The 12,910-nt window shown below is 59.2% G+C and carries 10 protein-coding genes; 1 reads left to right on the top strand and 9 read right to left on the bottom strand.

Annotation, left to right across the window (positions count from 1 at the left end; translation table 11 throughout):
* Nucleotides 1-71: 71 nt before the first annotated feature.
* Nucleotides 72-1,598 (bottom strand): IMP dehydrogenase, encoded by a 1,527-nt coding sequence (gene guaB / locus QP868_RS01560; protein WP_284924799.1) that lies wholly within the window; start codon nt 1,596-1,598, stop codon nt 72-74.
* A 168-nt stretch (nt 1,599-1,766) separates the two neighbouring features.
* Here guaB and QP868_RS01555 point away from each other — a divergent pair, with 168 nt between their 5' ends.
* Nucleotides 1,767-2,162 (top strand): HsmA family protein, encoded by a 396-nt coding sequence (locus QP868_RS01555; protein WP_284924798.1) that lies wholly within the window; start codon nt 1,767-1,769, stop codon nt 2,160-2,162.
* Nucleotides 2,163-2,170: 8 nt separating this feature from the next.
* Here QP868_RS01555 and QP868_RS01550 read toward each other — a convergent pair whose 3' ends face one another.
* The 8 genes from QP868_RS01550 to QP868_RS01515 all read right to left on the bottom strand — a co-directional run bounded on the left by QP868_RS01550 (nt 2,171) and on the right by QP868_RS01515 (nt 12,878).
* Nucleotides 2,171-3,118, bottom strand: coding sequence for a pseudouridine synthase (locus QP868_RS01550; RefSeq protein WP_284924797.1), 948 nt, complete (start codon nt 3,116-3,118; stop codon nt 2,171-2,173).
* Between the two features lie 79 nt (nt 3,119-3,197).
* A complete protein-coding gene (locus QP868_RS01545) occupies nt 3,198-4,115 on the bottom strand; it encodes a lytic transglycosylase domain-containing protein (protein WP_284924795.1) in 918 nt (305 codons plus the stop codon).
* Nucleotides 4,115-5,971: a hypothetical protein gene (locus QP868_RS01540; protein ID WP_284924794.1), complete on the bottom strand. Its 1,857-nt coding sequence runs from the start codon at nt 5,969-5,971 to the stop codon at nt 4,115-4,117. Before QP868_RS01540 ends, QP868_RS01545 begins: the two co-directional genes overlap by 1 nt.
* A gap of 35 nt (nt 5,972-6,006) precedes the next feature.
* Nucleotides 6,007-6,849 carry an anchored repeat-type ABC transporter permease subunit gene (locus QP868_RS01535; protein ID WP_204514833.1) on the bottom strand — a complete coding sequence of 281 codons (843 nt, stop codon included), beginning with the start codon at nt 6,847-6,849 and terminating at the stop codon, nt 6,007-6,009.
* Nucleotides 6,846-7,583 (bottom strand): anchored repeat-type ABC transporter ATP-binding subunit, encoded by a 738-nt coding sequence (locus QP868_RS01530; RefSeq protein WP_284924793.1) that lies wholly within the window; start codon nt 7,581-7,583, stop codon nt 6,846-6,848. Before QP868_RS01530 ends, QP868_RS01535 begins: the two co-directional genes overlap by 4 nt.
* Nucleotides 7,580-8,575, bottom strand: a complete 996-nt coding sequence (locus tag QP868_RS01525; RefSeq protein WP_284924792.1) for a choice-of-anchor M domain-containing protein — start codon at nt 8,573-8,575, stop codon at nt 7,580-7,582. The genes QP868_RS01530 and QP868_RS01525 overlap by 4 nt, the downstream gene beginning before the upstream one ends.
* Nucleotides 8,572-10,149 carry an anchored repeat ABC transporter, substrate-binding protein gene (locus QP868_RS01520; RefSeq protein WP_284924790.1) on the bottom strand — a complete coding sequence of 526 codons (1,578 nt, stop codon included), beginning with the start codon at nt 10,147-10,149 and terminating at the stop codon, nt 8,572-8,574. Before QP868_RS01520 ends, QP868_RS01525 begins: the two co-directional genes overlap by 4 nt.
* Nucleotides 10,146-12,878 carry a choice-of-anchor M domain-containing protein gene (locus QP868_RS01515; protein ID WP_284924789.1) on the bottom strand — a complete coding sequence of 911 codons (2,733 nt, stop codon included), beginning with the start codon at nt 12,876-12,878 and terminating at the stop codon, nt 10,146-10,148. Before QP868_RS01515 ends, QP868_RS01520 begins: the two co-directional genes overlap by 4 nt.
* Nucleotides 12,879-12,910: the final 32 nt, after the last annotated feature.

Raw genomic sequence — 12,910 nt, 5'->3', positions numbered from 1 at the left:
TCTCAGCCTTTAGCGGCACCCCGAGTCTGCATCACACTGTACATGTGCTGTGTGAGTTTTGCTAACCGTCTTTAGCGCGACTGGTAGTTAGGCGCTTCCACCGTCATTTGAATGTCGTGTGGGTGGCTTTCTTTCAGTCCCGCAGCCGTCAGGCGCACAAAACGTCCTTGCGCTTTGAGTTCAGGGATGGTGCGCGCTCCCACGTAGAACATGGTTTGACGCAGTCCACCCGTGAGCTGGTAGGCAACGTTCTTGAGTTCACCACGGTAGGCGACCCGGCCTTCGACACCTTCTGGGATGAGGTCGGTGTCGGTGGCGACATCGGCCTGGAAGTAGCGGTCCTTGGAGTACGAGCGGCCCTTGCGTGGCGCCATGGCACCCAAAGAGCCCATGCCACGGTATGTCTTGTACTGCTTACCGTTGACCAAGAGCAATTCACCGGGAGCTTCTTTACATCCAGCCAAAAGGCTACCCAGCATCACTGAGTCCGCACCTGCAACAAGGGCTTTTCCGATGTCACCGGAGTACTGGAGACCACCGTCTCCGATCACTGGAATGCCAGCTTCGCGTGCAGCCTGGTAGGCCAAGTGAATCGCGGTGACCTGTGGGACACCCACACCAGCGACGATTCGAGTGGTGCAGATTGACCCTGGCCCAACGCCCACCTTGATGGCGTCAGCACCTGCGTCGATGAGCGCTTGGGCGCCTTCGCGGGTGGCGACGTTTCCACCAATGACTTGGACGTGAGAGAAAGCCGGGTCTTTTTTGAGGGTCTTGATCATGTCGGTGACACCACGTGCGTGGCCGTTCGCCGTGTCAACCACAAGCACGTCAACTCCCGCTTCAGCAAGGAGGCCAGCACGCTCTAAAGCGTCACCGTAGAAACCAACGGCTGCACCAACAAGCAAGCGACCTTCGGAGTCTTTGGACGCCAGGGGGTACTCTTCGCTCTTGACGAAGTCTTTCACCGTGATGAGACCACGGATCACATTGTTGCCGTCAACGAGCGGCAGTTTCTCAATCTTGTGTTCAGCCAGAAGTTCAAAGGCTTCCTCTGAGCTCACACCCACAGGCGCTGTGATCAGAGGAGATTTTGTCATGACTTCGCCAACCGTTTTGGTGGCGAACTCTGCTCGTGGGACAAAACGCAGGTCACGGTTGGTGATGATTCCGACGAGCACGTCGTTGTCGTCCACGACCGGCAAGCCCGAGATGCGGTACTGGCCGCACATTTCGTCGAGTTCTTGCAGGGTCTTGTCGGCAGTGATGGTCACGGGGTCGGTGATCATGCCCGATTCGGAGCGCTTCACATAGTCGACCTGCGCGGCCTGGTCTTCTTTGCTCAAGTTGCGGTGGATGATTCCAATTCCACCGATGCGTGCCATGGCAATGGCCATCCGGCTTTCAGTCACCGTGTCCATGGCAGCAGAAATCAGGGGGATGTTGATGTCGAGTTCGCGTGTCAACCGGGTGCGGGTCGACGCTTCAGATGGGATGACATCGGTGTCTCCGGGGAGCAACAGTACGTCGTCGTAGGTCAAACCAGTAAGTGAAAATGGGTTTTCTGCTTCGCGGAAATGCTGTTCAACTTCGCTCATTGGAGTCCTCCCCTTCGTCCTGCCGATACAGGCAATCCTAACGCTTTCACCCAGCCCTCCCCACGTTAAGGGTGTGAGTTTATAAACAGATGACTCAACCATTTGGTTGATGGGATAACCAACCCGGTGGGCGATGTGGGTAAGCGCTAGTTTTCACACACTGGGGTTATGTTGTTTTTTGCTATTGCCTTCATCACCGCGGCTCTGGTGTTCTACACCATGGGCGTGTGGGCAGAACACAAGAAAAAGGTCCTCACGTGGCCGCATGCGGCACTGTTTGGCCTGGGTTTAGTGTGTGACGCAACTGGAACCGAGTTCATGCGACGAATCGCACAGTCTGACGCTATTACCTACGGTGGCGAAGCCGCTCAAATCTTGGGTCTCATCATGGCGGTCACCGGAGCGCTGGCGCTACTACTCATGGCCATCCACTTTGTGTGGGCGCTTTACGTCATGTGCAAAGGTTCAGACCGTGCACGTGCGGTGTTCCACAAGTTTTCGCTTCTGGTGTGGGGTATTTGGCTGGTCCCCTACTTCACCGGCATGGTGGGAGGAATGCTGTAACCGAACGCTCACACGCTTAACTGGATCCCGGATGCAAACCGGCGTTCCTCGCCACTGAGCGGGTCCCGAAACCCAAGTCCAACGGCACACAAACGCAGGGGGTGCGAAAAGTCGTACGGGTCCTGGTCCAGGTCGTGCGGGTACACGGGATCACCCAGGATCGGCACGCCTGCGCCTAACATGTGAATGCGCAACTGATGAGTTTTGCCCGTGTGCGGCGTGAGCACAAACCGGCCAACCGGATCACCCTCATACGTACCCACCACGTGTGAAAACTCGATACGAGAACGCGCGTTGATGGGCCCGTCGACTTCTTTAACACCACGTGTGCCTTTGTCTTTTTCGATCCGCGACTCGCACTCGAGTGGAAATGCAGACGGGTCAAAGTCGCCCGGAAGAACCGCTAAGGCCTCATAGGTTTTGTCCACTTTTCGGTCTTGAAAGAGTCGCTGATATGCCCCTCGCGTGTCTGGGTTGCGCGAAAGAACAAGCAGCCCGGCTGTCACACGGTCAAGCCGGTGAATGGCCACTAAGTCTGGTTCGCCACGGTCTACTCGCAACCGAGTGACCACGCATTCACGCACGAATCGCCCGTTGGGAGTCGACGCCAGGAAGTGTGGTTTGTCCACGACCAACAGGTGTTCGTCTTCATGCACCACGGTCACGTCGAACGGCACGCGCGCTTCTGGTGGCACGATCCGGTGGAAGAAGTAGAAGCCGCCCGGGGTCACAGGTGTCTCCAGGGTGACCGGTCGGCCATTTTCGTCTACGAGCCCGCCTCCGTGGGGATCGGTGATGTAGTCGAGCTCCTCACGCGAATCGGGGAAATCGGCTAACAACCAGTCGCGGACGGTCGCGGGAACCGGTTCGTGTTGGCGGGAGTGCGTCTGATTGCCGCCAGGTGCGCGCAACCGGGTTGCGCTGATCCCTTCCCGAGGTCGTAGCGGGCTTCTCATGCCCCTTACCCTACCGACACCTCGGGCTCCATCAGCCAAACGGCCTTAACAAACGGCGCAAAGCGAACGAGACTACGCATTATATTGCGCCGTTTTGCTCGCTTTGCGCAGCCTGACCCACAACTTGGGCAATGCGTTGCGCTTCATTTGCCACGTCGCGCACGTATTGATCCGACGGGTTGTATGCCTTGATCGCGTCCGTGTACCCGTTCACGTCGGTCAGGTTCCGGTTGTTCGCACACAGAAAAGCAGCTGCGGACGCTGTCGCATCGTCAATGTTGTGCGGGTCTTTCTCACCGTCGCCGTTACCGTCCACAGCAAACTGGTTCCATGTGGTTGGAATGAACTGCATTGGGCCCACAGCGCGGTCGTGTGTCCGGTCGCCGTCGAGTTGCCCGCCGTCTGTGTCGCGAATATGCGCCGTCCCATCACCACGCAGCTGAACCCCAAAGAGGTGCGGCGTGACCTCGCCGGAGTCATCGACGCGGGCGCCCTTGTAGCGTCCGTGATCGGTCTCGATCTTGCCGATTCCAGCCAACGTATTCCACGACAACCCACACTGCGGACTGCGCTGGGCAGCCCACACCGTTGCCGCGACATACGCCTGCAGAACACGTTGCGGGATCCCCGACCTTTCGCTCGTCTCTCGCAACCACGGGTTATCGACGGCAACCCCGCCCGTCACCGGGTCAACGGCAGGCATGGAGGGCGCAACGGGCGCTGGAATCTCCACGACTTCCTCGGCCTCGCTGGCCGCCCCGTCCGTACGGAGGTTCACAAACAGCAGCCCGGCCAGTACCACCAACGCAATCGACATCGCCATGAGCGGGATTGCCCACCACCGGGATACCCCCGCCGAGGTCGTTACCACCTTCGTAGTGCCTTTGGGTTTCGCTGTGACCTTGGGTTGCGTAGTGCCTGTGGGCTGCGTAGGGACCTTGGGGATTTCGGCAGTGTCCTGCAGGCTACTGGCGTAACGCTTGTCTTCACTGTGCATTACGAGTCCCCTCTGACCCACACGCTGGCGGCAAGGATCGCCAGCGCAATGCTACACAAGACCGCCGCCCCAACGACTCCCCACCACCAGTTCGACGGACCTTCGACCTCGGGCGTTACTGGGGCAGCTTGAGGGGGATCCGCAGGTGGGTTGGCTTGCACAATGTCCCCGGTGATTGAGGCCGCTTGGCAGTGACCAATGAGCGCGCCTAAGGGCGAGCCGACCACCTGAGCTGGCAGTTTTTTGCCCACGTTGAACCGGAGAACAACAGTGGCCCGGCGTTCGTGTCCGTGAACCTCACGAGTCAGCGTTTCAAACTCCACGTCATACGCGCCGGGTTGGTTAAACATGAAGGTGGGGGTGCTGAACTGCCCAGGCGTGACGGTCGACTGCGAACCTTGACGAAGGTTCTTGGTGTTCTTCCCTAGCGCGTCTTTTTGCTGAATGATGACGTTTCCCGGTCCGCTCACGCGCGTGAGCGTCACCTGCATGGACTTCACGAGTGCCGGATCCAGGTCGTTTGCGCTCCATCCCACGGCGGGCGCGTTCGCACCACCAGTTGCCCATACTTGGGATCCGGGGGTGGCGAACTCTTTGTCCTGAGTTGTTGAAGGAGTGAATGCGGTCCGCGCTGAATCTGGCACGGTGACGTTCACGGTTGAGGGTGCGCGTTCTGCCCCGTTCACTTTGACCTGGGTGGGATTGATGAGCACCTGCCCGTGCGTGACGTCAACCATTTGTCCCTCGCCTGCCGGTGCGCACACATTGGCCGCAACCGGTTGGAAAGGCAGCGCGGCGGGAGTGGGCACGGTCACGCCCGGCGCGGCGCCGTAATGGCCAGGCATATTGCCCGAGGTGTCACCCTCCTGGCCGGGGCCTGTTTCCTCTGCGTTGTCCGTGCCTTTGTCGTCGGTCGACGTGTCGTGCGAATCGGAGGGGCTTTCGGCTGGGTTCCGAGGGACCGGGGTTGTGGGCGCACACTGTGAGTCCGTCGCCCCATCACTAGTCGCCCCATCTTCCGCCCGGCCGTCCGCAGCCCGGTCGTCAGTCACCTCGGCCCCTTTTGCGGTGACCGTCAGCATCCCGTTGCGCGCCGGTTTCTTGGCGTTATCTCCGTACATGGAGTAGGCGACGCAGTGCGTTCCCGGCTCCGAGAACGTCAGGTGCAGGGGCTCGATCGTGGGGGCCGAAATATCGTAGGCGAACGTGTCCCCACGCGTCGCGATGTTCCCGCCTTGAGAGCGATTGGGGTTGATGACGCCCATGGTTCCGTGGCCGTCGTGCCGGAACGCCATGCGCACGCGTCCGTCCATTCCGCGTGCGTCGAAGTCGGCGTGGGCAACGTACCCCGCCGAGGTGTTTTCCGCCTTGATTGTGTGCTGTTTGGGTCCCAGCTCAGGCGGTTTGATGCGGTGTTTCTCGTCGAGGTCGTTTGGGCAGTCTGCGGGGTCGGTGTCGATTGTGGTGGTGCCGTCGGTGGATTCGACCCGGATGGTTTGGGTGTGTTGCCGAGGCTCTTTCTTGCCAAGCGAGTGCGCGTGGATGCTCAGACAGTACGTCCCAGGAGTGGCCTTCACTTGCACACTCACCGGTTTCGACGGCTTGGTCTGTACCGCAAACGGTAAGTGTTCCCCGTCGAAGGTCACTTCGTCTGAGATGGTGCGAGGCTCGGTGCCACCCGCGGGTTCAGCATCGTCAGAGCTATCAGCGACTTTCGTGCCGGCAGGCACGCTCAGAGTCACGGGCCCCGTGCTCTTCCACTCGCGTGTATCGAGCGTGAGTGTGTCCCCACGCGCTTCGAAAATCTCACTGGCATACACCGGTTGAGGTGTCACGTGCGGCACAAATACCAGCACCACCACAGCACAGACCGCTCCCCAGAATCGACACTTCACAGACGCGCCACCATCCCGTGCCGTGGAGCAAACAACCACGCAAGTAGGAAGAAACTGGTGAGCACCAGGACGATCGTTCCGCCCACGGGGAAGTCAGCGGTCCAGGAAATATAGAGTCCAATGAACGCCGACACTGCGCCCAGCGCGGGTGCGAGGAACATCATGGTGGAGAGTTTGTCGGTGAGAAGTCGCGCGGTCGCCGCCGGGGTGATGAGCAACGACAGCACCAGAATGTTTCCAATGGTCCTGATCGAGACAACGATTGCCAGAGTCACCGCAATGTAGAGGACGATGTCCAACCAGAAGACGCGGAGCCCCAACGCCCGCGCATATTCACGGTCGATGCTCACCGTGACAAGGTCACGCAAGAAGACCATGAGCACCGCGATCACGACACAAGCGGTGATAGCCACAACGTACACGTCTGATGTGGGGATACCTGTGATCGACCCGAACAAAAAGTCCGTCAGCGACCCCGCATAGCCGGGCGACTGCGAAATGATGACGATTCCCAACGCGAACGCCGCCACGAAGAACACACCAATGACCGAGTCTTCTTTGAGCCTGCGGAACTGGGAAAAAATCGCTACCAAAAGTGCCGTCACAACACCGGCGATCGCGCCACCCACGACCAGGTTTCCGCCTACCACGAACGCGACTGCAAGACCCGGAAATACCGAGTGAGCCACCGCGTCACCAATAAAGCTCATGCCACGCAACACCACGAAGCAACCTACGACACCGCACAGAATGCTCGCCATCGTGGCGACCATGAGTGCCTTGGGCAGGAATACCAGAAGCGGGTTGGTGAGGTCTGCGAAGAAGTCGAACACGCTCATGCGCTCACCCCCAGTGCAGTCAGCAGAGGTGACTGCGGTTTGAGGCTGAACACATCGCACCACAGTTGCGGGTCGGTCAGGTTGTGTGGTGAGTCGTACGCTCGGATGTTGCCTTTGAGCATCGCAATGTGTGTACACGTGTGCATGGCCGCCACCAGATCGTGAGTGGCCATGAGCACCACGGTGCCTTCCTTTGCAAGGGAGATAAACAGATCAGTGAGCAGTTCCTGGGTGGGCACGTCAACGCCGGTGAAGGGTTCGTCGAGCACCAGCAACTGCGGATGCGAGACAAGTGCGCGAGCCACCAAAACACGTTGCTTTTGTCCCCCGGACAATTCGGCAACGGGACGGTCCTTGACCTCTGAAAGATGTACTTGCTTGAGCGCGTTATTGACCGCTTTGTAATCCTCGACGGTGGGGCGTTGCCACAGCTTGAAGCGCTTACCGGTCAGCACGGTGTCTTCAACCGAAATCGGGAAGTCCCACGCAAACTCGTGCTTTTGGGGCACGTACCCAACACCCACCTCGGCCTGCAAAGTCACCTTCCCGCGGGAAGGTATGAGCCCCAGGATGGAGCGCAACAGTGTGGTCTTTCCAGCCCCGTTGGGACCCACGAGACCTACGAAGCTGCCCGCGGCGATCTCCAGGTTGAGGTTCTCAAGAACCGACCGCCCGCCCAGTTTTGTACACAGGTCGCGGACGTCTAAAACGGTGGTCGTGTCGTGTGCGCTCACTCGTCCATCCCTGCGGCCTTCTTGCGCTTGCGTGCGTTCGCTGACATGACTGCGACCGAGATGACGGCGATGAGGAAAACGCCGCCCACTCCCCCTGCGATCAGTGGCAGCGCAGAGTTGCCGTCCGACTTCCCGGCGGCTTTGTTGTCTTCCGAGTTTTCTTTCTGCCCGGATTCGTTAGAAGCGTCGTCTGAGCCCTCCCACTGCATGCTGGCGGCTTTGTCTACGTCAGCTTGGTCTCCCACGGCAAGGCGGATGGTTTGGGTGTCTTCTAGCTTTTCGCCCGAGGTGGTTTTCGCGCTCACGGACATCTTCACCAAATACTCCCCCGGCTTGGTGAATACCCAGTTGGCGTGCGTGTGAGTGTTGAGGTCCACCGAGGCGTCGCGCTGCTGGTCGTCCCACACGATTTGCGGGGCACCAAATCCGCCGTTTTGCAGGTACACGACCAGGTCTCCGGGGCCTTGCACTCCGCGTAGAGACAAGGTGACGTTGCCGTCTACTTCGTTGACGAAGCTGGGGTTCTGCGTGTTCCAGCCGAGCCATACGACACCGGGTTGTTCGACCTGCGGGATCACCCACACGTCATCGCCCGCGTTGGCTGGAATGAACGAGTACTGTTCGTCGTCTGGCATCTGAATCTTGCCGCCCTGATCAACGACTTTGAGCACGGTTTTGTCCAGGTGTCGCCACACGGGTGGGTTAGCCGTGTCGTCGCGAGCCACGAGTTCAGTCTTGCCGTCGGTGAGGCGTGGGCCAATGTCCACGTGACCGGCGTCGATCGTCGCATGGTCCTCGCTGAGTTCTTCAGAATCGGAGACGTTCTGTTTGAGCTTTTCTTCTTCGTCTTCAGCACCGTTGCCTGAAGGTTGGCTCCCCGTGGCATGCGCCGCGGTCGCTGTGACGGTAGAGGAAACGGTTGTCGCAACGGGGCTTACTACCCCTACAGCCAGTAGCGTGCATGCGATCGCTGTCAGTCGAATCGCTTTCATGTCAGGCATCCTTTCAATGATTGTGCGTTGAACCGCATGAGTTCTTCATAAGTAGTGACGCGGGAGTCAAACGCGTCCGAGTAGATGTCGCACACGCTCACGTTCGCTTCATCCGCAACTGTTCTGAGAGTGAGCGACCTACCCAATTGCGGTTCAACGAAGACCGCTGGGACTTTAAGGTTCCGAATGGTGTCGGCGAGCCGAATTCGATCAGTGACGCTGGGTTCAACAGCGGGGTTTGGCGTGACGAACCCGGCGATGTACACGTCGTATGCCGCGCCGAGGTACGCGAACGCGTCATGCGTGGTAATAAGGTGGCGTTTGTCTTTGGGAATAGACGCAAGGGTGTCGCGTACTTCGCCGTCCAGTGCGTCCAGCCTGTCCACGTAACGCTTGGCGTTCGCCTCGTATGTGCCCGCGTTGTCTGGGTCGGCGTGGGCAAGCGTGTCACGGATGAGTTTGACGTAGGCGATTGCGTTGCTCACGTCGTGCCACAGGTGCGGGTCCATTTCGCCGTGTACGTGCTTCCCTAGAACCGCTTGGGGCAACAGGTACGTGGACGAGCCTGGTTCGCCTAAGAACTTCGAACCGCGTGGGATTTCCTGCCACGCTTTGTTGGTCACAGAAATGACGGTGTCGTCTGGGTTCAGACTGTCGTGGCCGGCAACGTTGCGTTCGTATGAGCTTTCGCCGAGGTCGGAGCTGGTTTCCTTTTCCGAGTCGGCAAACACGGTGAGGCGTTTGGTGTCGAGATCGGTGGTGAGGTCCGCGTGGCCTTCGTCGATGATGCGTTTGTTTTTCAGCTGTGGGTCGGAGTGAGGGTCGACCCCAACGGCGAAGGTGTACGTACCCTTTCCGATGTAGGTTTCGTGTTCTGGGTCGGTGGCGAGGTGTGTTTCGAACGTGACCTTGTACACTCCGGGTTTGGAAAACGCCCAGCTTAAGTGGGTGTGTGCGTTGACCGGCAGTGTCGCCACGTCAGAGTCCCCAGTACCGTCTGAACTGTCAAAGTACAGGGTGTTCTGCCCTAACGCCTGCGTGAGAAACCCGTGGACGGTGCCCCCGGAAGGGGCAACGACCTCGGTCATTTTCATCCGTACCTCACTGGAACGGTCAGCACCCAACTCACTGCCGGCACCTGAAACGCGCAAGCCCAGCCACACGGTGTCAAGAGTCACGTCCTCGACCAAAGGGATGACGCGCGCGGAATACTTGGTAGCGCCTTCCGCGAGCCCAATGTTGGGCGCGTCCGGTGGAATGTTCGCGTCCAGGGTTTTGATGAGTTTGTGTTCTTCCAGCATGACGTAGTTGGAGAAGGCAACGTCGGAATACACGATGTTGCGGACATCGCGCAGGGTGGGTTCGTAGGAGTGCGGGTCCGCGTTGGCAGGTACCAACGGAACCACGTTCGCCGCATCACCTGCGACGTTCTTCACGAGGTCTGCGATGATGCCGGTCGTGGCAACCACCTGAAGCTGGTCAGCGTTCCGGTGGGTGTACGCACTCCCCTGACACCCGGCGGCCAGCACCGTCACAAGGACAGCGCTGACCGCGAGGAACGTACGCCTGATCATGAACGGCGACGACGTTGCGAAACTACGGCAACGATTCCGATCCCTACGAGCAGACCACCACCGATCAGACCGGCGGAGATTCCGGAAACACCTGTCCGCGGCAGGGATGGGTGAGCACAGTTTTCCATGTTGCCAGCATCAGCGTTGCTGACGGGAGCGGTTGAGTCACCGCCGTTGGCGTCAGCAGTTGCCTGGTCCGAGGTGCTCTGGTCGCCCTGCTGGTCAGCTGGCTGGCCGCCCTGCTGTGAGTCGCCCTGCTGGTCGGCTTGCTGGTCGCCGGACTGTGCGTCAGCGTTCTGATCGGGTGCCGACTGGCCAGTTGGGGTGATGTTTCCGGCCCCGGCCTTCGCAGACTGGCCCACTTCGAAGTTCAGGGTTCCGGTGGCCTGGCTGGTGGACCCGTCCTTGAGTTTCACGGTGAACGTCAGAGTCGCAGTGTAATTACCGGGGGCCGAGAACACCCAGTTGCCGTGTTCGTGTGTGCGCAGAGGAATGTCGTAGGAGTCCCCGGCGTTACGGAACACGTGTTTCACGCTTCCGCCACCTAGGCCACCGCCACCCACGAAGACGTTGAGTTTGCCGGGACCGTTGAGCGAATCGAGTCGCATGGTGACTTTCGTGGCGTTATTGACGAGTTGCTCGTCCTGCGTGTTCCACCCCAACCATGGAACTTGTGACTCCTGGGTTTGACCGATCATATAAATGTCTGAACCGGGCTTGCCCAAGAATCCGAATTCGGCTGGGACCTTCTTCTTCGACGCGTCCCCCAGAACGAACATCACGTCTGACGGGTTGCGCCACACGGGTGGCGAGGTACGGTCGTCTTTCACTTCCGCTGTTGCGCGCTTCCCGTTGAGGCGGGCACCAAAGTCGAAGTGACCGTCAGTCACGCGAACACGCTGACCTGCAGGAGCCTGCTGGCCGCCTCCGCCGCCTGTACTGCCGTTGTTTCCTTGGCTTGTACCGGAGTTGCTTTGCCCACTGGCGTCAGTACCCTGGCCAGTGGCACCAGAAGCACCGGTTGGTTCGCACACCACGGGGGCCTGGGCTGGCGCAGAGTTGTGGTTGGCACCTGTGCCACCGCTTTGACCAGCGTTGGCGCTCCCGCCGTTCCCGTCAGCGTCGTCCTTTGAGTCCACCGTTAAAGTGACCGGTTTGGACTCGACGCGTTCGTCACCTGAGGTGTGAACAGCGCGAAACTGAACGCCGTCGAACTCTTTGGTCACGGACGGAATGATGATCTGGCGCGAGGACACTGCCTTCTTACCGTCCTTGTATTCCATCCACTTTTCAGACTCCGACGCGCGGGTTTCCCACACCAGTTTTCCGGCGACCTTAAGTGGCTGTCCGCCGTTATCAGAGGTTTGGCTGTAGGTGGCTTCTGCGCGTGCATCTTGGCCTTCGACGTATTCGTCTTGGTCCAAGGTCGTGGTGAGTGTGAAGTCGTACTCAGAGTTGTCCTCGTCGGATGGGGCTTCCGAGGTAGATGGCTCTGGTTCCTGTGGGCCCTCAGGGGCTTCAGGTTCGCCTGCTCCCACCTTCAGTTCAACTTCGTTCGACCGCGTTTCCCCGGCATATACGGCACGGAATAAGGTGCCCGAGTCAGTAGCTTCGAGGTTTTCGATCCGGAGTTCTTTTCCTTGTGCCGCTTCAACGGGCTCCCAGTTTTCTGAACCGGGTGCTTTGCGTTCCCATGACACAAGTCCGTTTTCATCGCCACCGTTTACTGTGGCGCTGAGGACCGCGGTGTCACCGGCCTCGTACTGATCTTTGTCAGCTCGCGCTTCGACTGTGACGCTCGGCTGTTCTGGTGCCGGCTGTCCAGGTTTGCCACTTGGTGAGGGGGCTGGCTTATCAGTGGCAGGCGCTGAAGGTGCTGTCGTTGGTCCCGAGGTGGGAGCTGGTTTTGGTGTTTGTGTTGTGGGTTGTGGCGCAGGCTTAGGCTTGTCAAGGTCTTCAAGTTCGGCCTTGTTCAGATCACCTACGACGAAGACGTATTCTTGCTCGCCTGTGACGCGTTTGCCATTGACTACTGCACTGGATTCAAAGACCAGACGGTAGACACCTGGGTGGGTGAAAACCCAGTTAGCGTGAACGTGAGCGTTAGCGATCTGCTCGTAGCTGGAGTGCTTGGGGTCGGTGAGTGAGAAGATTCGGTTCGAGCCCGACCATCCGGTCTGGAATACCTCGACGTGAGCGCCCTTTGGTGCTTGGGACTTCTTCTGGTTCAGTCGCATGGTGACCTTGCCACCTTTGACATCCTTTTCAGCGATGTCTTGCGTGTTCCACCCTGCCCAGAGCCCTTCGTGGTTCTGGTTCTGTGGGATCATCCATGCCTGTTTTCCTGCCGCGTGAGTAAATTCGAAGCCTTTGGCAGGTATTTCTTGCTTGAGTGCGTCGTTGACGTGGAATAGCAGTTCGTTGGCAGGTTCGCGTGCGTGCTCGTATTTGCCGTCGGTTGGCGCCCAGTCGACTTTGGAGAACATGTGCATTTTTCCGCCACGAATGCACATGGCAACTGCGTCAGCGTGTTCGGTGGCGACAACGTTGCGTTTGCCGATTTTCGGTACGTCTCCGCGAAGTCCGGTGGCGTCGGCGCCACAGACGGGTGCGGATGATGCAGTGTAGGTGTTGTCAGTTGGGGTGGCGTGGGCTCCGGTGCCCAGCACTGATGCGATGAGTGCGACAGAGGTGGCGAATCCCGCCACAGCACGACCAAGAAACGGCACAGTTTCGACTTTCTATCTCTATTGTCTTTTCC

This window comes from Brevibacterium sp. UMB1308A (assembly GCF_030230605.1).
In the GTDB taxonomy this organism is placed as follows: Bacteria; Actinomycetota; Actinomycetes; order Actinomycetales; family Brevibacteriaceae; genus Brevibacterium.
The sequence above is the reverse complement of the archived record's forward strand: the minus strand, read 5'-3'. Positions and strand labels throughout refer to the sequence as shown.

What these genes read in the sequence shown, in the direction of transcription:
- QP868_RS01525 (WP_284924792.1), bottom strand. Translation starts at nt 8,575, where the DNA reads ATGAAAGCGATTCGACTGACAGCGATCGCATGCACGCTACTGGCTGTA.
- guaB (WP_284924799.1), bottom strand. Translation starts at nt 1,598, where the DNA reads ATGAGCGAAGTTGAACAGCATTTCCGCGAAGCAGAAAACCCATTTTCA.
- QP868_RS01550 (WP_284924797.1), bottom strand. Translation starts at nt 3,118, where the DNA reads ATGAGAAGCCCGCTACGACCTCGGGAAGGGATCAGCGCAACCCGGTTG.
- QP868_RS01535 (WP_204514833.1), bottom strand. Translation starts at nt 6,849, where the DNA reads ATGAGCGTGTTCGACTTCTTCGCAGACCTCACCAACCCGCTTCTGGTA.
- QP868_RS01555 (WP_284924798.1), top strand. Translation starts at nt 1,767, where the DNA reads ATGTTGTTTTTTGCTATTGCCTTCATCACCGCGGCTCTGGTGTTCTAC.
- QP868_RS01520 (WP_284924790.1), bottom strand. Translation starts at nt 10,149, where the DNA reads ATGATCAGGCGTACGTTCCTCGCGGTCAGCGCTGTCCTTGTGACGGTG.
- QP868_RS01545 (WP_284924795.1), bottom strand. Translation starts at nt 4,115, where the DNA reads ATGCACAGTGAAGACAAGCGTTACGCCAGTAGCCTGCAGGACACTGCC.